We start from the raw sequence: 21,932 nt of genomic DNA, 5'->3' as shown, positions 1-21,932 counted from the left end.
ACACCTCGAGGGAAAATCTCTTTCATCCTCATCGCAACCAAGGCCTGTTTCGCGGGGACTCGCTCGCCCCCTTTCCTCGTTTGCGTTTGCAAAGGTAACGCTTTTATTCTATTCCAGCCAAATTTATTTCCCACCCTCACGAGTTAATAATTGTTGCATCACTACCAATCAGCAACTTACAAAAGATTTTTTCTTGCAACAACGTGGATGCAGAGCCATTTTTGAGGGGTTTTACTTCTTCACGAAGCGCACAGCGACCATTTTGGAGGTTGCAGTTTTTACTTCTCCCGCCCATAGCTCCATCTCTAAAACAGCCTTGCGATCCGTCACTTCTAGAGGACGAGCAAGCACCTTCAGAGCGCAATTCATCGGAGTTGGGCGTAGATAATCCACTTCCAAGTGCGCCGTAACAAATCGCTCCAAGGTCTCATGATTCAGGGGAATGTGGTGCGCTGCCAAATAAAAACCTGCCGCCGAGGCCGTACCATGACAATCGAAAAGCATGGCAATAAACCCGCCATATAGATTAGAGGGCACTCCCCCCGTATAAATATCCGGAGGCGTGGTAGTACAAGTAGCAGAAGCGCCATCGGGAGCCATATAACTACGCAGATGCAAGCCCGAGGGATGCGCCTGCCCACACCCCCAGCAATGGCTAAACTCGGGGGCATAATACTCTTGGATCGATAATGATTGCGTCATTATAGTACTATATATAATAGGTGTACGATTATTTACAACGAATAAATTTTGCCTGCTGGGTAACGGCAACCTCCGAAGGTTTAGCCTCCTCCCCTCTGAGGATTAGGTGCGACCGCTCGGAAAGTGAGACCGAATAGACCTGATTTACCTTCCACTCTGCCTGAGCATCATGGCTTAGTAGCACTTTAATACTCTCGGTAACAAATTTCTCGGCATGCACCTTAGTGCGCCCCGAAAGAGAGCAATCCACACGATCTGCCAACCCCGAGAGATAAGCCAAGCCGGAGCCCGCCATAGAGAGATTTGTCTCTGAGGTGAGAGCATCATACTTTAGCTTGCCATTCCCCACCGTTTGAACCGAAAGAGATTTTGAGCGGAAATGCCCTGCACTCTTAAATTCACCGGAGAGACGAACAGAGGCTATTTCACCCTCCACCTGCAAGCCTTTGAGGCGAGAAGAATGCTGCACGAGTGTAAAATGATCCACTTCATTCACGCCTTGAGCCGTGAGCGAACTATCACTCAAAAGCGTAATAGAGGGAAGGGAACGAAGAGAAAGATACAATGTAACACGCCGTGGGAGCTCGGGAGACAAGCCATCGGGAGACAGATAAACCCGAAGCAATCCCTCATGGATCGTATAATTAACTTCGTCAAGAGTTGCAGGCACTCCCTCCATCACGAGCTCCTCACCTAAACCAAAACTCAACTCTACATCAAAGCCTGAACCAACCTCAAGAGCTTGAATGGGAGCCGACAGGTCAATCGTCCGTTTTTCAAGAGCGACCTGACGTCTGCGGTGCATCCAGCCCAAAAGGCCTCCGCCCAAAGTTGCAAGTCCTACCCCAACTGCCGTCCAGATAGTAGGAGTCTTTTTCTTTGCCATATGCCCCCCAAGGGAGTCTCTTTTCGAGTCTAGTGAATCCATAATCTATCGTTCTAGAGTGCCTCAAGGCACGTTCGTTTACTATCCAAAAGTAGTTCTTTTTGGGCGAATAGTGTCCTCGCTCGCCCCCTTTAGAGGCGGATTATCCCTCTTTTAATGGCTTCGGGATTACCCTTTGATAGGCAAAACGAGGGGAGCCGTCAGGCAGAAAAATAGTACCACACGGCACAAACCCTAAAGAGAGAAAGAGGTGCTGCATCACAAGATTTTGCGCATGTGTATCCACGCGCAGATTGCGAGAGCGTTGCGAGCACCAATCGAAAACAAAACGAGCGATTCCCTTCTCTCGCCCCGAAGAGGCCAAACGATGTATCACCCCATAGGGCTGTTCATCGAGCCACGCCCCCTCTATTATACTATAGGTAGGGTCTTCTCCCTCTACAAACACAAAGGTAGCCACCACCTCATCCTCGTGATCCGTAACCACATAACTAATGCCCCGAGCTATGTCCTCTCGCAGCAAAGAGACGGACGGATAACCCGAGTCGCCCCACTGATGGGGATTACCCAACGATGCCATATAGGCACGAGCGCGCTCATAGATGGCAAGCATCCGGGGGAGATCCTCCTCTAGCGAATGACGTACGGCAAAAGACATCCTAATAAATGATCAGCCAATAATCCACACAAAGGTAGGCTAATTATCGGCAGAAATGCAGCTGGTTTTCAGAAAAATATCACCCAATATCCCCCTATGATTCTAGCCGGGAAACATTTTGTTGCTGCCCTAAATCCGAAAAAGAATAGGGCAGCGTTTTTTGCGTGTTTCACGGGCATTTCTCCTAGGCATCACTAGGCAAGACGTTTCAGTTATAGGGATCTGAAGGGGGATAAAAGGCGTAATGCTTTGGGAGTAAAGCAAGAAAGGAGCCGTTTATTGAGCGAGGGCGAAGCGACCACGCAGCCCAGCCAGCATTGCCACTCCCCACAAAAAGAGTACCTTTGTCTCCGCGATAATGAAAACTAATCTTTGCGTATCCATTATGACAAGAGAGCCCAACGAACAAGTAGAAGCCATCCGCAAGGATCTTCGCTACCTTCAGCTTTTGTCCAATAGTTTCCCGACATCAGCCGAGGCTTCCACCGAAATTATCAACCTCGAAGCCATTCTCAATCTACCCAAAGGTACAGAGCATTTCCTCGCCGACGTACACGGAGAATACGAAGCATTCAACCATGTGCTCAAGAATGCCTCGGGGAGCATCCTACGTAAAGTACGCGAACTATTTGGTCACCAACTGCAGGAGCGCGAAATGGCAGAATTGGCGACCCTTATATACTATCCTGCGGAGAAACTCGAGCTTAGCAAGAAGGAGCTACCCAACCTCGATGAGTGGTACCGCCTTACCTTGATACGCCTCGTGAAAGTGTGCCGTAAGATGGGAGAGAAATACACCCGCTCCAAGGTACGTAAGTCCCTCCCGCAAAAGTATAGCTACATCATACAAGAGCTATTGCACGAAGATGGGATTAACCCCAACAAGAGTGCCTATATCGCGAGTATCTTCGACACCATCATAGCAACAAATTGTGCCGACGACTTTATCATAGCTATCTCTACCACAATCAAGCGTCTTGCCATCGACAGACTCCACCTTGTAGGGGATATATTTGATAGAGGCCCCGGCGCACAGCATATCATGGATACCGTAATGCACTACCACAATGTGGACGTGCAATGGGGGAATCACGACATGCTTTGGATGGGAGCAGCGGCCGGCAACCTGGCTTGTATGGCCAATGTGATCCGCATTGCCCTACGGTATGCCAACCTCGACACTATTGAGGATGGTTACAACATCAACCTCCTCCCCTTGGCTCGCTTTGCCATGGACACTTATGCGGACGACCCCTGCGACTGCTTCAAACCCAAGATGGGAGACTCCGACGCAAGCTACGACGAGAAGAGCGTCTACCTCATCAGCCAAATGCACAAGGCTATTGCCGTAATTCAGTTTAAACTGGAGCACGCTCTAATCGCAGCGCATCCGGAATATAAAATGGCGGATCGCGACCTCTTTGATAAGATCAACTGGGAAGAAGGGACGCTCGATCTTACCCATACAGCACCCAACGGAGGTTATGGTCATCACCCAATGCTGGATATGAACTTCCCCACGGTGAACCACGAAAACCCCTTCGAACTAACCCCCGAAGAGGCCTCTGTAGTAGAGCAATTGAGACTCTCTTTTGCTCACAGCATCAAGCTACACGAGCATATCCGTACCCTCTACAAAATCGGGAGCATGTACCTCGTATGCAATGGCAATCTACTCTACCACGCCTCTATGCCTCTCGACAAAGAGGGTATGCTCAAAGAGGTACACGTGGGCAGTGGCACCTACAAGGGGAAAGCCCTGCTGGAAAAAATTGACACAGTAGTGCGCGATGCCTACCAAGCCCCCGAGGGCAGTGACCGCAAACAAAAATCGGTGGACTATATGTGGTACCTGTGGTGTGGATCCGACTCTCCCCTCTTCGATAAGAGTGCCATGACCACCTTCGAACGCTACTTCATCAAGGATAAAGACACCCACAAAGAGCACAAAGGCTACTACTATAAGTACCGCGATGATGCTCAAGCTATCACACGCATTCTCGCAGACTTTGGCATAGAAGGGCCTGATTGTCACGTAATCAATGGACACGTACCCGTTAAGGCCGTTAAGGGAGAAAAGCCCCTTATGGCAGGCGGAAAGCTCTTGGTAATCGATGGAGGATTCAGCCGCGCCTACCAGTCGAGTACAGGTATTGCAGGATACACCCTCACCTTCAATTCGAGAGGTTTGCAGCTTGTACAGCATGAGCCATTTAGCAGCAAACGTGAAGCCATTGAGAACCTTGACGACATTAGAAGTGTTACTGTAGTAACGGAGCCAACTTCGCACCGAATACTTGTAGCAGATACAGATATGGGCAAGGTGCTACGTGAGCAGGTCAACAATCTCAAGCAACTCCTTGAGGCTTACCAATTAGGGCTTATCAAGGAACGTGAGTCCAAGTAAAATAAATAACACACAGAGTACAAACTAGCACTTCTTATTGATGCGTCGAAAAATAAGAAAGATCTTATGGATTGTATTCGGCTCTTTTTGGGCTTTTGTCGTGCTGCTATTCCTACTGATATGGTTTGGCATCATCGGCTATATGCCCCCTGTAGAGCAATTACAGAACCCCATAGATAAATATGCATCGCAGCTAATCTCGGCAGATGGTGTTACTCTAGGGTCTTATGCCCGTAGCGGTAATAACCGCATATATTCTTCGTACCAAGAACTATCGCCCGACCTCGTGCGAGCCTTGATAGCGGTAGAAGATATTCGCTTCGAAGACCACTCCGGGATCGATGCCAGAGGCTTGCTCCGGGCCATTGTTAAGCGCGGGATACTAAGGAAAAAAGGTGGCGGAGGTGGTAGTACCATCACGCAGCAGCTTGCCAAACAGCTCTACTCCCCCAAAGCAGACAACGTAATCGAGCGGCTTCTACAAAAGCCTATCGAATGGGTTATCGCGATCAAACTGGAGCGTTACTACACCAAAGAGGAGATTATCTGCATGTATCTCAACCAGTTCGATTTCCTCTACAATGCGGTGGGTATCCGCTCGGCAGCAGAGACCTATTTTAGCAAGAAGCCTAGCGAACTGAACCTGCAAGAGAGTGCCATGCTGGTGGGAATGTGCAAAAACCCGGCGGTCTACAACCCCATCCTACACAACGACAAGGATTGGGCATTAGAGCGTCGTAATGTGGTGCTCAGACAGATGGCAAAAGCAGGATTTCTCACAGAAGCCGAAGCAGATTCGGTGGCTGCCCTCCCCCTTGTAACGCGCTTCCACAAAACGCAGCACAACGAGGGTCTCGCTCCCTACTTCCGAGAGTTTATCCGCTTAATACTCACGGCCAAAAAGCCGGATAAGAGCAATTATAACGAATGGTCCATAGGGCAATACGTTGCCGACAGCACCGCTTGGGAAAATGACCCCCTCTACGGTTGGTGCGAAAAGACCCAAAAAGCCAACGGCAAGAGCTACGATCTCTACGCGGATGGACTGAAAATCTATTGCACAATAGATAGCCGCATGCAACGCTATGCCGAAGACGCTATACGCGAGCATCTGGGCGGCTTCTTACAACCTGCCTTTGCACAAGAGAAAAAGGGCTCTAAATCTGCTCCGTATTCTTCGCGAGTTTCTGCAGCCGACAGGGAAGCGATGATCCTACGCGCCATGAAGCAATCGGATCGTTGGTACCAAATGAAGCAAGAGGGAGCCAGCGACAAAGAAATACTCGCAGCCTTCGATCAGAAAAGAAAAATGCAGGTATGGTCTTGGGATGGCATGATTGATAAGACAATGTCTCCCCGCGACTCCATCCTCTACTATAAGGGGCTGTTGCGTTCCGCCTTCATGGCAATGAACCCCTCTAATGGGCATGTACTTGCCTACGTGGGCGGGATTGACTTCCGCACCTTCAAGTACGATATGGTCAATCAGGGGCGCAGACAGGTGGGCTCAACCATCAAACCTTTCCTCTACTCGCTCTTGATGTCAGAAGGGATGTCCCCCTGTGATATGGTGCTCCACAACCCCGTAACTCTGTACGATGGCAGCGGACGTGCGTGGACTCCCCGAAGCGGAGGAGCGCGCCGCCAAGGAGAGATGGTCACAATCCGTTGGGGGTTGCAAAACTCCTCCAACTGGGTTACGGCCTATCTTATGGGGCAAACCTCGCCCGTTACCTTTGTACGCCTACTCAAATCGTACGGCATTACAGGACATATCGACCCAGTAGTGTCGCTAGCCGCAGGTACTCCCGACGTTTGTCTTGCCGAGATGGTAAGTGCCTATACCACATTTGTCTCTCAAGGGATACGTGTGAGTCCACTCTACGTTACCCGCATCGAAGACCAATTTGGCAACACAATAGAAAGTTTTACCCCCCGCATGACCGAGGTACTCAACGAAGAGACCTCACTAAAGATGCTGGATATGCTGCAAGCTGTAGTGAATGGAGGTACCGGGGGGCGCCTAAGAAGCCGCTATGGTTTGGAGCTTCCGCTCGGTGGTAAGACAGGGACAACGCAAAACAATAGCGATAGCTGGTTTATGGGCTTCTCTCCCGAGATTGTGGCCGGGTGCTGGGTAGGTGGCGAAGACCGCTCCATCCACTTCAACTCCACGTCCATAGGACAGGGGGCAGCCGCTGCACTTCCCATCTTTGCCAAATTCATCAAGAAAGTCTACAGCGATAGAGCTCTAGGCTACTCCCGTGATAAGAAATTCAACATCCCCCAAGGCTACAATCCTTGCGGCTCCTCCGGTGGTGGCAACGAAGGAGAAGCCGGCTGGTGGGATGGCGAAGGAGGCGATACCGATACCGAAGGTGCCGGCAATACCGCATCCCAAGGTGGTGCGCGTGAAGGAACATCTACGCCCTCCAACTGACCCCAATGAATTAAGAAGACAATAGATTATAAGAATACGCTAAACTAACAAAGAAGCACAGATGGAAAAAAAACGAGTTTATTCCTTTGGTGATGGTAAGGCCGAAGGACGTGCTGACATGAGGAATCTGCTTGGTGGTAAAGGTGCCAACCTCGCAGAGATGAACCTAATCGGGGTACCTGTTCCTCCAGGTTTTACAATTACCACTGACGTATGTAGCGAATACTACTCAATTGGTGGAGAAGAGGTACGCAACCTCCTCAATGACGAAGTAAAGTCTGCAATCAAGGGTATCGAAACCCTTATGAGTCATAACTTTGGTGATCCCTCAAACCCGTTGCTCGTCTCGGTTCGTTCCGGAGCTCGTGCATCCATGCCCGGGATGATGGACACCATCCTCAACCTTGGTCTCAATGACGAAGTAGTAGCCGGCCTCAGCAAAAAAACCGGCAACGAACGTTTCGCTTGGGACTCTTACCGCCGTTTCGTACAAATGTACGGTGACGTGGTACTTGGCATGAAGCCTGCCGAAAAGACCGAACAGGATCCTTTCGAAGCCATTATTGAGCAGGTAAAAGAAGAAGCCGGAGTAAAACTCGACAACGAACTCTCGGTAGAAAACCTCAAAGACCTCGTAGTTCGCTTCAAAAAAGCAGTATACGAGCGTACCGGTAAGGACTTCCCTGCAGATCCCTATGAGCAACTATGGGGTGCCGTTATGGCGGTATTCAACTCATGGATGAACGAGCGCGCTATCCTCTACCGCAAGATGGAGGGAATCCCTGCAGAGTGGGGAACCGCTGTAACCGTACAAGCTATGGTATTCGGGAACATGGGCAATACCTCAGCTACGGGGGTATGCTTCTCTCGCGATGCCGGTAACGGCGAAAACCTCTTCAACGGAGAGTACCTTATCAATGCACAAGGAGAAGACGTGGTAGCAGGTATCCGCACTCCTCAGCAGATCACCAAGATCGGCTCACAACGTTGGGCAGAACGCGGAGGCATTAGCGAAGCAGATCGTGCCGCTAAGTACCCCTCTATGGAGGAATGCATGCCCGAGATTTATGCCGAGCTCAACGCCATCCAACAAAAGCTAGAAGACCACTACTCCGATATGCAGGATATGGAGTTTACCGTACAAGAAGGCAAACTCTGGCTCCTCCAAACACGTAATGGTAAGCGCACCGGTAGCGCAATGGTTAAGATCGCTTGTGACCTACTCCGCGAAGGTAAGATCACAGAAGAGCAAGCCATCATGCGCATCGAACCCAACAAACTCGATGAGCTACTCCACCCCGTATTCGACAAGGAAGCGCTAAAGAAAGCCCAACTTCTAACGAAGGGTCTTCCTGCATCTCCCGGTGCTGCAACGGGGCAAATTGTATTCTTTGCCGACGACGCTGCCGCTTGGAACGCAGAAGGCAAGAAAGTAATCATCGTACGCCAAGAGACTTCTCCCGAAGACCTCGAAGGTATGACAGCCTCTCAGGGTATCCTCACCACACGTGGGGGCATGACCTCTCACGCTGCCGTAGTGGCTCGTGGTATGGGTAAATGCTGTATCACCGGTGCCGGCGAAATGATGGTGAACATGGTAGAGCGCACGCTTACCATCGGTAAGACCGTTCTCCACGAAGGCGATAAGATCTCTATCAATGGTACTACGGGGGAAGTATTCCTCGGCGAAGTAGCTACAGTTGCTGCCGAAATGGACGACGACTTCCGCACCTTGATGACGCTCGCCGATAAGCACGCACGCCTCCAAGTTCGCACCAATGCAGACACGCCTCGCGACGCTGCAACGGCTCGTAGCTTTGGTGCTGTAGGTATCGGTCTCTGCCGTACAGAGCACATGTTCTTCGAAGCAGAAAAGATCAAAGCCATGCGTGAGATGATCCTCTCCGAAAACGAAGAGGGTCGTGTAAAAGCACTCGAAAAGATCTTGCCTTACCAGCGCAAAGACTTCTATGAGATCTTCAAAGTAATGCAAGGCTTGCCCGTAACAGTACGTCTTCTCGACCCCCCTCTCCATGAGTTTGTTCCCCACGATGTAAAACAACAAGAGGAGATGGCAGAAGCTATGGGCATCGATCTCGCTACGCTCACAGCTCGCATCGAAAAGCTCAACGAGCAAAACCCAATGCTCGGGCACCGTGGTTGCCGTCTCGGTAATACCTTCCCCGAAATTACTCGCATGCAAACGCGTGCCATCCTCGGGGCTTGCTGCCAACTCCAAAAGGAGGGTATTGAAACTCATCCCGAGATCATGGTACCTCTCGTTGGTATCCTCTACGAGTTCAAGCAACAAGAGGAAGTAATCCGTGCTACAGCAGAAAAGGTATTTGAAGAAGAGGGTGTACGCCTTGACTTTAAGGTAGGTACGATGATAGAGATCCCTCGTGCGGCTCTCACTGCCGACCGTATCGCCTCGTCCGCTGAGTTCTTCTCGTTTGGTACTAACGACCTTACGCAGATGACCTTCGGGTACTCTCGCGACGATATCGCCAGCTTCTTGCCTCACTACCTCGAGCAAAAGATCCTAAAGGTCGATCCCTTCCAAGTACTCGACCAGAAGGGTGTGGGACAACTCATCAGCATGGCAACAGAGCGTGGTCGTGCCATCCGTCCCGAACTCAAAGTGGGTATCTGCGGCGAGCATGGTGGTGAACCCTCGTCCGTTAAGTTCTGCCATCGTGTAGGTCTTAACTACGTATCTTGCTCCCCCTTCCGTGTGCCCATAGCACGTGTAGCTGCTGCACAAGCTGCTATCGAAGAGCGCAAGTAATCTAGCGAACTAGATACAATCCCAATAAAGGGATACCTGAGAGATGAAAATCTTTTGGGTATCCCTTTTTATTTTACCAGTGAGAAAAACTTGGAAACGTAGCCTGTAAGGCAGGAGAAACCAGCCGCCCCCCTCGGACAAATCACCCGAACTTACACGTTATCGGGAGACGAAGACGAGCCCTCCTCACACCCATACGCATTCGACTCCACCCCACCTCACACTAATAAGGATAGTTTGTTTGGGACTATGGCTGTGCGATAAGGAGTTATCGGATTAGGATAATAGAAGGGCTGGCTTCTCGCGTGGAGAAGTCAGCCCTTTTGTCAAGCCCTTAGGAAGTTTTTCTTCAAGGGCGGTTATGGGTTACCAGCCTTTGTTATAGCCGTAGCGGAAGTCGAGCTCTTTGCGCAGTAGGTCTCGCACTTCGTTCTCGGAAGATGAGAACGAGAACACATCGCCCAACTTGGTACAATTCTCTATGTCAAGCACCTGACTAGCTAAGACACGAGCGACCACCAACTTAGAGCTATCAAAACTGGGAACGGAGCACAGGGCTTTGAATTGCTGAGCCGTCACTCCGGCATCGGCGGGATAGAGCGCCATCACCTTTTCCACATCCGACTTAAAGGAGCAGTCCTCCAGCTCCTCTAGCAACGCCTTGTAGGTCTGCTGGGGGAGAGGGCGCAATCGGAATCCTTTGGAGTTCGTTACAGATGAGTAATCTCTACGGGGGCGACCATAATCGTCTCTATCACCTGGGCGCCCGTAATCCAAAGAAAGATACCTCTCGGCATCAATATACTCTGTACCATAACCCGAGAAGTAAAAATTGCGGTCATATATAACGCGCTTCCGCGCATGCACTTGCTCCAGAGGCACCTCTACTCTTACCCGATAGTTGCCCCGAGGCAGAGCCACATAGCAACTATAGGTAGGGTTGCAAACCCGTGTATTATCTATATACACAATGATGGGGACGCTCCTTGCTTCGATAGAGATACCCGCGAGACTTTGTGCAGAAAGCGTTGTTGCCAAAGCGAATGTAAGGAGTAGGGAAAGGAGTAGAGTGTAGCGTTTCATAAGGCTTCCTATTTATATTTATACTCCCCCCAAAGGTAAAACATTCTCCCCAAAAACCGTTCTCCCCTCCGCAGCGCACAGTCTCCTCTACATAATTGGCGTTGATGGTGGTAATGGCAGATATTTTTCGTAATTTTGTACTTGGTAATCATGGCGATTATCATCTGTAATTTTTAGGGTTCCGACATTGTAAAGATATAACAATCTTGACCAGTTGCTAGATTTACAAATAGCTACGCTTCGTCAAGCTCACATTAAGTACTGATGAAAAGAATTGTATCCATCTTGTTCAGCCTTATCCTTTCGATAGGGAGTGTATACGCCATTAGTCCTGCCAACTCCATACGTCGGGAGATGAACCGCCTCCGAGGGAAAGAGCTTTTGCAAGCACACAGCAACCTTTGCCAGTTAGCGGCCACCCAAGACGATATGCAGTATGAGTTGCGCTGCATCCGCGAATTTCTTGCGGAGGCTCTGAAACAAAAGGACGCGGAAGCCGAAGGGATGGCACGTGTAAGACAGCTCTATTGCTACTACAATTACGACAATCTGGACAGCATCCTCTTCTATCTGCCGGCGTCGCTCAAGTCTATGAAGGAAAATAAGACCTGGGACTATTACTACAATGCGTGGAGCGTCTTGGTAGAGAGGTATATTTATGAGGAAAAACTACAGACCGCTTTGCTCGAGGCACAGAAGATGTATGCCGATGCGCACGCTACGAATAGCAACTACGGACTGGGCATTTCCTCATACGATATGGGTTGCATCTACCAAACGATGGGACGCTTTCGTGAGGCGGAAAAATCCTTAACGGAAAGCATTGCCGCTCTCTCTAAGGAAGAAGACATCTCGCAGCTGCTCTCTGCGTACAATGCTTTAAGCGAAATCCTCGACGAATTGGGAGAGTACGACAGATTGCGAAGAATAGTCGAGGAATGGAAATCCGTCCTCGACAAATATCGGGAGGAATCACTACGCAAGGGGTATACCCAGTCGCTAAATGGGCGTTACCTCTACTGCACGCTGGCTGCCGCCGTTGCCGAGATAGAGACAGCAAATTATACAAAGGCCGGTGAACTGCTGAAGCAAGCAGAGATATATGCCGAGGGACGCAAAGCTGTTGCGCAGTTTAAGCTCCTGCAAGTGCAGGCACGCTACTATGCGGCGATGAAACAATATGACAAAGCAATAGCCTGCAACCATAAGAATATAGAGATTATCGCCGCCTCGGGTGACTCCGTGAGTCTACTCTCCGTACAGACCCAGCAGGCAGATTTCCTCCTGAAAGCCGGGCGGTATAAAGAGGCTGCCGAACTCTACCACGAGATCCTCCCCCACAAGGATAGGATGCGCACCACGGAACTTGCCAATCAGCTCGACGAGCTGCATACCATCTTCGAAGTGGATGAGCTCACGCTACGCAACGAAGTCGTCACCACACGTTTCTACCTCTCTCTCTTTATCGGGATATTGCTGTTGCTTGCTCTTGTCCTATACATTATACAGACGCGCAGACTGCGCCGTAAGAACCGAGCTTTGTACGACTCTATCCTACAATCGCAACGTACGCAAGACAAAGCGGAGGAGGAGGCGAGAACCACTTCCGAAGAACAACTCGACCACAAAAGCAAGCTCTACCGCCAACTGTGCGAACTGATGCAGGCCGAAGAGCTCTACAAAGACACAACCCTGAACCGAGATATTTTGGCCGAACGACTCTGCACAAACTCCGTTTACCTTGCCGATGCTGTGCACAAATATGCCGACGGTGCCACCATCAATGAGTTTATCAACAGCTACCGTCTGCGCCGTGCCGCCTCCTTACTGACCGAAAATCCGAAGCTAAACATCAATGAGGTGGAATACCAGTCGGGCTTCAATTCTCGCTCCACTTTCAACCGTTGCTTCCGAGCCTACTATGGCATGTCTCCCTCGGAATATAAGACCATTTCCAAAGAAAAGAAGATAGGGAAGTAACTCAGAGAGAGAGAGAAGGGGGAGGGGAAAGAGCCAATACGGCTCTCCCTCCCCCTCTGTATTTATCTGATTTAAAGCCGTTTCCAAATATGAAACACTTTTTTTTCAAATATGACACATCCCCCGAATCCCTCTTTTTTAGTTTTGCATCGTCATCAAAACGAAAAAAAGAATGAAGACGGGAATGTATTGGGTGTACATAACGGAGGATAGCGAGAGCGAAATAACCATTGGGTTCTCTACCGAAATGGATAAGACGTTCCTTGAGCTTTCTAGGCGAGGAACAACCTTTTCCTATCTCCGCTCCTTTTCCACCCCTTTCGATGCTCTAGCACACAAACATCTGCTTGAGGATCTCTCACCACAGACAATTAGGAGATTCATACGAAGCCATCGGAAGGAGACCAAGCGACGTTGCGACAAACTTTTGTCTATATCTAATTATCGAGAAGCGAATATTCTAAATTAAGTCAGAAGATGAATTATAAAAAAATTGTGCTAGCTGTGCTGCTTGGAGGAGCAATTCTCCCCACCCATGCACAGGAGGCTCCGGAGGGGCGCACCACGGATCTAGGGTGGTACACCGGACTTCGCGGAGGAGTGTCGGCAGGGTCGTCTACATTTGTTTCGGCCGCTGCCGATAAGTTTCGAGCCGGGTGGAGTGCAGGCCTTTTCGGCGGTTACCGATTTAATTCTGTACTCTCTCTCGAGGGCGTATTGAAGTGGGGAGAAGTCACGCTCGGCGTCCGCAAGGGCGATGTCGACGCTAACTACTGGCTGGGCAGAGACCTCGTGCGCTACCATGCCCCCGTCATCGACTTCGAGGGTTGGAACTACAACGACCTCAAAAGTCGCATCAACGCCCAGAGTTTTAGTCTACAGGGCAATATCAACTTGTTGGGATTCTTCCATTCCGGCAATTGCCGCTGGCGCATGGAGGTCTCCCCCCTTGTCTCGCTTGTGCGTACGAAGGCTCGTTTCGTGGCGATTGCCAACGACGAGACCGTTATGAGTCTCAAGCCCCAGTGGCATGCCGGATGGGGTGGCGAGGCACAAATCGGATATCGGGTGTCCGAACATTGCGAGCTCGGCATCTACGGCGACTTCACGCAGCTTCTTGGCAAACGCTTCGACCGCATCCCCGAGCAGAGCTACAAAACCAACCGGCTCTGCGAAGGCGGTCTGAAGCTCACGTATGCTTTTGGTAAGCAAAGGAAGAGAACGGAGGCATTGAAGCCCATCGAGCCCGGCATGCCCGAGGGGGACGCGCTCTACGAACAACCGGCACGGAAAGTGGACAGCGAACCGGAAGCAACAGAGAAGGCCGAACCGATGGATCAATCAACGACAACGGCTCCCTCCTCTCCCGAAGTAAGTATCGCCCCCGTAGAGAGTGCGGCAGCCATCGACTTCCCCACCGTCTACTTCGCCTTCAACAGTGCAACGATCTCGAGCGAAGAGGAGGTGAAAATGCAACAGACACTCCGCTTACTACAAGAGAATCCGAAGCTGAATATCATCATAATAGGTTGGTGCGACACGGTGGGCAGCGACGCCGTCAACCTACGGCTGTCTCAGAAGCGTGCCAAAGCCCTCAAAACATGGCTGACCACCCGAGGTATCAGCGCCGCCCGTATCAAGGCCGTGGGCAGAGGCCGAGACTTCAACGAAAAGGAGGCTGCCAAAGCGCGCCGTTCGGAAACAGCAAAGGAGGATTAAACAATGAAACAAACACCCTTTTATTACACACTTCGGAGACTTTTAGCACTCTCCGTCATGTCACTTTTGACTTTGGGCATACTCTCGCTTACCTCTTGCCGCCATAAGGGCTCAGAGCATGATGATTATGGACTTTCTGCCGCTCTCTCCTGGGCAGACCCTAGTGATGCCGGCCGTGAAATCAAAAACGTCAGGATATGGATATTCCAAGCCGGTGGCAAACTCGTGGCTAAGCGTCAGTATGGTAGTAAGTTTCTGATCGCCCTCGACATTCATCCCCTTCCCGTTGGGGAGTACGACGTGGTGGCTACGACCAACCTTATCGAGCCTTTCGGGGCGGAGGGTGACGAGACCTTTTCCTCCCTGCAGCTCAAACTTCGGGAGGCTTCCACCTCGGCCGAGCACGCCCACTATGCCGTGGGGCACATCAGCCTACCGAAGGACAGAAATAGCCGTATCGGTCTCAGCCTGCGCCGCATCCTCTCGGAGCTTACGGTAGAGGTGGAGGGCGCCCCCCGGGGCACGAAGCTCGAAACGATGGTACTCAATGCTGCCGATGCCCTTGTGCCCTCGCAAAAAGGAGCCGAAGGCATTTGGGGTAGAGCTTCTAACAACAAGCAGCCGGCCCAAGGCAAGAGTGCCATTGAGCAGAACGGACTTATCAAGACCGAGACCCTTCGCCCAATGCCCACGGTGAGCCATGATGCATATGCCTACCTCCGGTTTACATTCCGCCTAGCGGACGGAAGCCTGCGCGAGTGCGCTGCAGAGGCCCCGATCATGAAGCCGGCAGGCAAGTATACGTTGAAGATGAAATACTCCGAGCTCAAACCCTTTATGCACATCAAACCCACACGTATCAGCGACTGGGAAGAGGGGTGGACCGTAGTTGGAGAAATACTCAACCCTGATGACTAAACGGGGCAAATGACGAAATGGATGCCCCCCTTCCCCCCCTATCTCTAAACTATTCAAATTCAATCACATAAAATTAGCAAGTATGAAGAAAAAGACTCTTTTCGCTGCCGTGCTGGCAGCCGTTGTGCTCGTAAGCTGCCACAACAACAAGCAGGTGCAATCGCAGGCCAAGCCTGAGTACATCACCGTGAGCACCTCTATTGACAACCTGACCCGCGTCTCCACCACAGGCGATGCCTCTCGGTTTGACGAAGGCGACAAAATCAGCGTCTATGCCTGGACAGGCACTGCCGACGAGGTGCCCACTGCCAACCTGGTGGTGAACAACTCCCTCAACGAGCTGAAGGGCGGCAAGTGGCTGCCTACGCCCCTTATGAAATGGGCAAACATGTCCACGCCCCACTTCTTCCTCTCCGTTTACCCTGCACGCGCCATTGCCGACTTCAAAGCCGACCCCGTGAAGGTAGATATCGAGAAACAGATGGAGAGCGACCTACTTGTGGCCGTCAATACGGGCGAGAGCAAAGCCGGGCTCAAAGCCACCGACAACCCCGTGTCGCTCCGCTTCGACCACATGATGTCTAAGCTTATTGTAGAGCTGACCTACCGCAACGAGTTCAGCAAAACACCCACCGTGGCTTCGGTAAGCACCGAGGCTAAGAACGAGGGTACCATCGATTACCTCAAGGGGGTGATTACGCTCAAGGGGGCTTCCGCTCCGTTCCATCTGCATACGCAGAAGGCCAACGAGGCATACGCTTCCGTTATCATGCCACAGGCGGTGCAGAAGTTCACGATCACCATCGATGGCAAGAGCTACGTCTACACCCATCCCACACCGCTCACCCTCGTCAAGGGCAAGAAGCAGACCGTAAAACTCATTGTGGGGCGCAACCGCATCGAGCTGGATCAAGTAGTGATCAATGACTGGGGAGCAGCCGAAGACATCACGGGCGGAGAAGCGGTAGATTGAATATAGTAAGCACTGATTAAGAAATCGACTTCAAAAAAAAGGAATATGAAGAACCATTTTTTCATCTCAATGCTTGCAGCGGTGGCTCTCCTTGGGGGGCTGACCGCCTGCAATGGCAAACTCGACAAAGCCCCCAGGGCAGACCAAGTACCCGAGAATGCCGTGCGGATTACAGCCAGCATCGGCAACCCGTTTTCCACCACCCGTTCCATGCCACTAGGCACGGAGGAGGAGCAAGCCAAGTTCAAGGAGGGCGACGAAATCTTGGTGAAAACCTACTACAGCGAACAGCGTGCCACCTATCGTTTCGACGGCACTGCCTGGAAGCCCAAAGACGGCAAGTACCTCCTTTGGAAATACGACTGGCCGGAGTCTTTCAGAGCCTTTTATACCGTCGAATCTGGCTTGCAAGCTGTTGATGGGGCACCATATGTTTTTCCAACAGACCAGAGCAGTATAGACAAAATCGCTAAAGCAGATATAATGTCGGCGGATCTTAACCCTGCAAAGACGAAAGAGGTGTTGCACTTTGCGATGCGACGCTCGACGGCACGCCTTATTGTCAAGATAGCCGGCTTCAACTCCGAATTTCCTGCCGATGCCAAGGTGGAGAACGTCAGGTTCCATAACAAAAACAACGCAAGTGCCCCTCTAAGAACATACATACCCTATGCCAAGGGCGAGGGCAAGACGGGCAGCACCTACACGGTGCTCGTTCGCGGTGATGCTGCGTACAATACGATTTCCCTTGAAGTAGGCGGCAAAACGATGACCGCCAAGCTGTCGGGAATTACGTATGATACCGGCCAGAGCTACACCTACCGCCTCACCGTGGGCAAGGAGAAACTCGAGACGACCGAAGTAACGGTATCCGACTGGACAGGCAGCGCAGTTATCCCCGGCGGAGAAGCCAAGGCGAACTAAGGAACCCACCTGTCGCACTCATAGTACGGCCTCGGTCGAAGCATAAGTAAAACAGAATGAGTATATAACCCATCAAAAAAAGCAGTAAATGTTGATCCATCAAATAAAAAAAGGAGTTGTCTATGTAGGCAAAAACAAGGGTAAGGCCGTTTACTACGCATCCCCCATTGTACAAAACAAGATTACCTCCCATCAGGTGGAAAACCGTATTATCAAAGCCACGGCACTATCGCGTGCCGATGTACGCAGTGCCATCACCGCCCTTGCCGAAATCGTGCGCGAAGAGATGCTTGCCGGGCGGGCGGTAGCTCTCGCCGACCTCGGTTCGTTCCGAGTTGTCTCGACCGGCAAACGCATGGCCACGGAGAAAGAGGTGACCGCCGAGACCCTGAAGGAGCCGCGCATACAGTTCCTCCCTAAAATGGAGATGCGCAATATGGCTAAGAGCATACAGCGCGTTGTGCTACGCCCCGGCGAGACCGTGCCCACAGCCAAGAAGCCATTGGGTTGAACCCCTCTCTCTCTAGAGGGGGAAACATATTCATTCCTCAATACGAATTTCAATAACAAAATAAAATAATCAAGATAATGAAGACAATAAAGAATCTGGCAATGCTTACCATTGCCGCACTTGCCGCTGCTGCGTGCAGCCATGACAAAAACCTCGTCGCCCCCACCAACCATTTCCCTGCCGACGGCGTCATCCGCGTGGCTACCGACGTAACTCGCCCACAAACCCGTGCCGGGATGGAAACCGGCAACCTTACGATGTTCCAACTTCGCGTAAAGAACCCCGTAAGTGACGGCTATTCTTACAACGCCCTCATGAAGAAAGAGGGTAGCGACTGGGTGAGCTACAACAACGATGGCACCGCAAAAAAGGTGATGCTCTGGCAGAACAAGACGCAAAAAGTGAATGTAGCTGCCGTATACATCCCCGGCGTCACACTGACCGACGAAAATTGGAAGACCACCGACGTCGTACCCGTGAATATTAAGGTAAGAGAAGACCAGAGCAATGCCGACAGTCTGAACGAAAGCGACATCCTCGTGATGAAGGACCACGAGGTGGACCCCTCCAGCGCCACCGACCTGACCCCACAAGGTAAGATGAAAGTGGAGCTCAAGCACCGCCTCGCTAAGCTCAACCTCACGGTGAATCTCGGTACGCAGTTCAACATCGACGGCTCCGGCACCGCCACCAACCCCATCACCGCAGTGAGCGTGGAGGGTACGAAGACCCAAGCCTCATGGAGTCTCATCACCGATAAGCTGGAGGGGCAGAGCGAGGTAAAACCCATTAAACTCTTCGAGGCTGCTTACGCCGCCGGCGAGGGTAAAACAAAGAGTGCCGTGGCGAAGTACGAATGCATCCTCATGCCGCAGACCATCGCTTCCAACGGCTTTATGGTGAAGATTGTCATAGGAGGCAAGACGTATACATGGAAGTCTTCGAACGAAGTCACTCTCGCATCCGACACGCAGTACAACCTCACCCTCTCCGTGGGCAAAGACGTCGTGATCGTTGGCGGCTTCTCTGCCACCCCGTGGACCGACGGCGGCTCGAGCAACATTGAGACGGAATAAAACTTTTTGATGCAATGAAACTCAACATAATGATAACGCTTGCAGCGGCGGCTCTCCTTGGGGGGCTGACCGCCTGCAATAGCAAACTTGACGAAGCCCCCAGGGCAGACCAAGTGCCCGAAAATGCCGTGCGGATTACAGCCAGCATCGGCAACCCGTTTGCCGCCACCCGTTCCATGCCACTAGGCACGGAGGAGGAGCAGGGCAAGTTCAACGTGGGCGACGAAATCTTTGTTGTGTGCACTCGAAGCAACCAGCGTGCCACCTATCGTTTCGATGGTTCTGCCTGGACGCCCAAAGAGGGCGAGTACCTCCTTTGGAAAAGAGATATGGAGTCTTTCGATGCCTACTATCCCGCCGAATGGGGCTTGGCAGTGGTTGATGGGGTGTCATATGCTCATCCTCATCCAACAGACCAGAGCAGTACAGAAAAAATTGCTAAAGCAGACGTAATGTCGGTAGGGCTTAACCAAGCAAAGACGAAAGAGGCGTTGCTCTTTACGATGCGTCGCTTGACGACACGCCTCATTGTCGAGATAGCCGGCTTCAAGTCCGAATTTCCCGGCGATGCCAAGGTGGAGAAGGTCAGGTTTCATAACAAAAGCAACGCAAGTGCCCCTCCAAGAACATACATACCCTATGCCAAGGGCGAGGGCAAGACGGGCAGCACCTACACGGTGCTCGTTCGCGGTGATGCTGCGTACAATACGATTTCCCTTGAAGTAGGCGGCAAAACGATGACCGCCAAGCTGTCGGGAATTACGTATGATACCGGCCAGAGCTACACCTACCGCCTCACCGTGGGCAAGGAGAAACTCGAGACGACCGAAGTAACGGTATCCGACTGGACCGGTAGCGCAGTCATCCCGGGCGGAGAAGCCGAAGCGAACTAAGATTAGTATTGAGCTCTGCTCACTATTAAATAGAGATTAGATCCGATTGGAGCTCCCCCTCTCTCAGGCTTTGTCTTGGGAGGGGGGGGTATCTTTTTCTAGCAGCGGTAGCAAGTAGTCCGTACTTCCCCCATGGTAGGTGTGGGAGAGAAAAGCCGAGAGAGCCCCGAGCGTACACCTTAATAAAGGAGGGAATTATCCCCCGAGAAAGAAGCACAACACAGCACAAAACGACACAAAGCAGCACAACGCGGCACATTTTGGGCGAGGCTATTGCACAGCGCAAAATCTCGCTTTACCTTTGCAATGCAATCCACGAGAGAGAGGGCGCTCTCTAGCACAAGTGGGAATAAGAGCAACAAGCCATACTACAGAAGACTCTCCCCCCTAATCTACATTGTATTTTGTGTAGAAGAGGAAGAGGACAAGAAGCTTTGAAGACAATGCCGGCTTACCTCTATCAAAGACGCATTCTTTAGTACTACGCCACACTCCATCCCCCACACCCCCTCCACGAGGAGAGCAAAAACATTTTATTAACTATTTATTCCGACAAAAGTTATGTCTGTAAATTATCGTGTGGTCCGTCGAACCCTTAACTTCGACAAAGCGAATCCCAAAGAAGTTGTTGTCGCTCAAACCGAACCACGTGCAACCACGGGTCTCGAAGATCTTATCTCGCTTATCGGTCAGATTTCTGCCATCTCTCGAGGCGGTGTACTCAGCGTTATCAGTACACTCACGCGCCTCATTGCCGACGAACTGGCCAAGGGCAATATCGTAGAAATAGGAGAATTGGGGCGACTGCGCTTCAATATGCGTAGCAAGGCTGCCAAGAGCGTCAAAGAGTTTACGCACAGCAATATACTCACCCCTACGCTGCACTTCTTGCCCGGTATGCTGCTCAAAGATGCGCGCCGCCGTATCCGCTTTACCCTTGCTGACGAAAAGGGGAAATCCACAGAGGGCAAAGGGAAGCCTACGACCCCTCCCAATAGTGGTAGTGGTACCGGGTCATCCACCGGTGGAGATGGGAACGAATAAGCTCTAACCTTACTCTCGTCAACTCTAACTAAGAGGGGGCAAAGGTCGGCTCCTCCCCGTGAAAAGGGACTCCACTTTTGCCCCCGACCTTTTATTCTCACCCCCTCTCTCGTAATAAAAACACACAAAACCCAACGAGAAGGGGCACACTATACTCCATTAAAAACGACAACACGTATATGAATGTACAATATATTGTAGTGCATTGCTCTGCCACGCGTATCGATCGCCCCTATAAGGTGGAGCAGTTGGAGCGCGATCACCAAGCCCGAGGGATGCGCTCTGCCGGTTATCATTTCTACATTCCGAGGGATGGTATTATCATTCCCCTCCGCCCCCTCAATGTAATTGGGGCACACGCCAGAGGTTATAACCGCAAAAGCATTGGGGTATGCTACGAAGGCGGATTGCTCAGCGACGGTACCCCCAGCGACACGCGCACCCTAGAGCAAAAAGGAGCCCTTGTGCTACTCCTTAGGATGCTGCGCAGATGTTACCCCCAAGCGCGCATTGTAGGGCATCGCGATCTCAGCCCCGACCTCAATAGAGATGGCAAGATTTCTCCCAACGAGTGGACTAAACTATGCCCTTGTTTCGACGCGAAGGAGGCGTATGCTCAGCTATGAATCGACCCTCTTTCCAGCTTTGGTATGCCGCCATCACTACCCTGCTCGGCATCGTACTGCTCTTCTGTTCGTTTTATGCACCTCCCGAGGGGGAGATCTCTCCTACCGTAATGGTTGCTTTTGGCGAGATCTGCACCTTTGCCGGAGCTCTGATGGGTTTGGATTACAAATGGCGCAATCGAGACCCTAAATAGTACGAAACAAAGATCCTATTTATACACAACACGACCCTCCGCCCCCCTCTATACAGGGTGTAGGAGGGTCTCTATCTATCTCTCGAAACGACCTCTCTCCTTCGCATAAT

General features: G+C 51.4%; 19 protein-coding genes. 15 read left to right on the top strand and 4 right to left on the bottom strand.

Features of this window, described 5'->3' with window-relative positions; all coding sequences use genetic code 11:
- Nucleotides 1-231: 231 nt before the first annotated feature.
- The 3 genes from ACTTHR_RS07160 to ACTTHR_RS07150 all read right to left on the bottom strand — a co-directional run bounded on the left by ACTTHR_RS07160 (nt 232) and on the right by ACTTHR_RS07150 (nt 2,246).
- A complete protein-coding gene (locus tag ACTTHR_RS07160; protein ID WP_314813778.1) occupies nt 232-702 on the bottom strand; it encodes a PaaI family thioesterase in 471 nt (156 codons plus the stop codon).
- Nucleotides 703-730: 28 nt separating this feature from the next.
- Nucleotides 731-1,630 carry a GIN domain-containing protein gene (locus ACTTHR_RS07155; RefSeq protein ID WP_442605678.1) on the bottom strand — a complete coding sequence of 300 codons (900 nt, stop codon included), beginning with the start codon at nt 1,628-1,630 and terminating at the stop codon, nt 731-733.
- Nucleotides 1,631-1,730: 100 nt separating this feature from the next.
- Nucleotides 1,731-2,246 (bottom strand): N-acetyltransferase, encoded by a 516-nt coding sequence (locus ACTTHR_RS07150; RefSeq protein WP_442605677.1) that lies wholly within the window; start codon nt 2,244-2,246, stop codon nt 1,731-1,733.
- Nucleotides 2,247-2,631: 385 nt separating this feature from the next.
- On the opposite strand from ACTTHR_RS07150, the gene ACTTHR_RS07145 reads away from it, so the two are divergent.
- From ACTTHR_RS07145 to ppdK, 3 genes are all read left to right on the top strand, one after another.
- Nucleotides 2,632-4,653 (top strand): fructose-1,6-bisphosphatase, encoded by a 2,022-nt coding sequence (locus ACTTHR_RS07145; RefSeq protein ID WP_442605680.1) that lies wholly within the window; start codon nt 2,632-2,634, stop codon nt 4,651-4,653.
- A 40-nt stretch (nt 4,654-4,693) separates the two neighbouring features.
- The gene (locus ACTTHR_RS07140; RefSeq protein ID WP_442605676.1) at nt 4,694-7,093 is read left to right on the top strand and encodes a transglycosylase domain-containing protein; all 2,400 of its coding nucleotides are present in this window, start codon (nt 4,694-4,696) and stop codon (nt 7,091-7,093) included.
- A gap of 61 nt (nt 7,094-7,154) precedes the next feature.
- Nucleotides 7,155-9,881: a pyruvate, phosphate dikinase gene (ppdK, locus tag ACTTHR_RS07135; protein WP_315561191.1), complete on the top strand. Its 2,727-nt coding sequence runs from the start codon at nt 7,155-7,157 to the stop codon at nt 9,879-9,881.
- A 366-nt stretch (nt 9,882-10,247) separates the two neighbouring features.
- On the opposite strand, the gene ACTTHR_RS07130 is transcribed toward ppdK, so the two are convergent.
- Entirely contained in the window at nt 10,248-10,964 is a 717-nt protein-coding gene (locus ACTTHR_RS07130; protein ID WP_442605675.1) for a DUF4476 domain-containing protein, read from the bottom strand.
- A gap of 264 nt (nt 10,965-11,228) precedes the next feature.
- Here ACTTHR_RS07130 and ACTTHR_RS07125 point away from each other — a divergent pair, with 264 nt between their 5' ends.
- The 12 genes from ACTTHR_RS07125 (at nt 11,229) to ACTTHR_RS07070 (ending at nt 21,822) form a co-directional block, all read left to right on the top strand.
- Nucleotides 11,229-12,944 carry a helix-turn-helix domain-containing protein gene (locus ACTTHR_RS07125; protein ID WP_442605674.1) on the top strand — a complete coding sequence of 572 codons (1,716 nt, stop codon included), beginning with the start codon at nt 11,229-11,231 and terminating at the stop codon, nt 12,942-12,944.
- A gap of 172 nt (nt 12,945-13,116) precedes the next feature.
- Nucleotides 13,117-13,413 (top strand): hypothetical protein, encoded by a 297-nt coding sequence (locus tag ACTTHR_RS07120; protein ID WP_442605673.1) that lies wholly within the window; start codon nt 13,117-13,119, stop codon nt 13,411-13,413.
- 8 nt (nt 13,414-13,421) lie between these two features.
- The gene (locus tag ACTTHR_RS07115; protein WP_442605672.1) at nt 13,422-14,663 is read left to right on the top strand and encodes an OmpA family protein; all 1,242 of its coding nucleotides are present in this window, start codon (nt 13,422-13,424) and stop codon (nt 14,661-14,663) included.
- A gap of 3 nt (nt 14,664-14,666) precedes the next feature.
- Entirely contained in the window at nt 14,667-15,581 is a 915-nt protein-coding gene (locus ACTTHR_RS07110; protein ID WP_442605671.1) for a FimB/Mfa2 family fimbrial subunit, read from the top strand.
- 82 nt (nt 15,582-15,663) lie between these two features.
- Nucleotides 15,664-16,554, top strand: coding sequence for a fimbrillin family protein (locus tag ACTTHR_RS07105; RefSeq protein ID WP_442605670.1), 891 nt, complete (start codon nt 15,664-15,666; stop codon nt 16,552-16,554).
- A gap of 210 nt (nt 16,555-16,764) precedes the next feature.
- On the top strand, nt 16,765-17,478 hold the full coding sequence (locus ACTTHR_RS07100; protein WP_442605669.1) for a fimbrillin family protein: 714 nt from the start codon (nt 16,765-16,767) through the stop codon (nt 17,476-17,478).
- An 88-nt stretch (nt 17,479-17,566) separates the two neighbouring features.
- Nucleotides 17,567-17,989 carry an HU family DNA-binding protein gene (locus ACTTHR_RS07095; protein WP_442605668.1) on the top strand — a complete coding sequence of 141 codons (423 nt, stop codon included), beginning with the start codon at nt 17,567-17,569 and terminating at the stop codon, nt 17,987-17,989.
- Nucleotides 17,990-18,186: 197 nt separating this feature from the next.
- Complete coding sequence (locus tag ACTTHR_RS07090; RefSeq protein ID WP_442605667.1) at nt 18,187-19,065, top strand: fimbrillin family protein; 879 nt, start codon at nt 18,187-18,189, stop codon at nt 19,063-19,065.
- 14 nt (nt 19,066-19,079) lie between these two features.
- On the top strand, nt 19,080-19,958 hold the full coding sequence (locus ACTTHR_RS07085) for a fimbrillin family protein (RefSeq protein WP_442605666.1): 879 nt from the start codon (nt 19,080-19,082) through the stop codon (nt 19,956-19,958).
- Nucleotides 19,959-20,519: 561 nt separating this feature from the next.
- Complete coding sequence (locus ACTTHR_RS07080; protein WP_442605665.1) at nt 20,520-21,002, top strand: HU family DNA-binding protein; 483 nt, start codon at nt 20,520-20,522, stop codon at nt 21,000-21,002.
- A gap of 179 nt (nt 21,003-21,181) precedes the next feature.
- Nucleotides 21,182-21,628 carry an N-acetylmuramoyl-L-alanine amidase gene (locus ACTTHR_RS07075; protein ID WP_442605664.1) on the top strand — a complete coding sequence of 149 codons (447 nt, stop codon included), beginning with the start codon at nt 21,182-21,184 and terminating at the stop codon, nt 21,626-21,628.
- The gene (locus ACTTHR_RS07070) at nt 21,625-21,822 is read left to right on the top strand and encodes a hypothetical protein (protein WP_276775643.1); all 198 of its coding nucleotides are present in this window, start codon (nt 21,625-21,627) and stop codon (nt 21,820-21,822) included. Before ACTTHR_RS07075 ends, ACTTHR_RS07070 begins: the two co-directional genes overlap by 4 nt.
- The last annotated feature ends 110 nt before the right edge of the window (nt 21,823-21,932 follow it).

The organism is Porphyromonas endodontalis, from assembly GCF_052173515.1.
Classification (GTDB): Bacteria; Bacteroidota; Bacteroidia; order Bacteroidales; family Porphyromonadaceae; genus Porphyromonas; species Porphyromonas endodontalis_A.
This window is presented reverse-complemented; position numbering and strand designations above follow the sequence as displayed.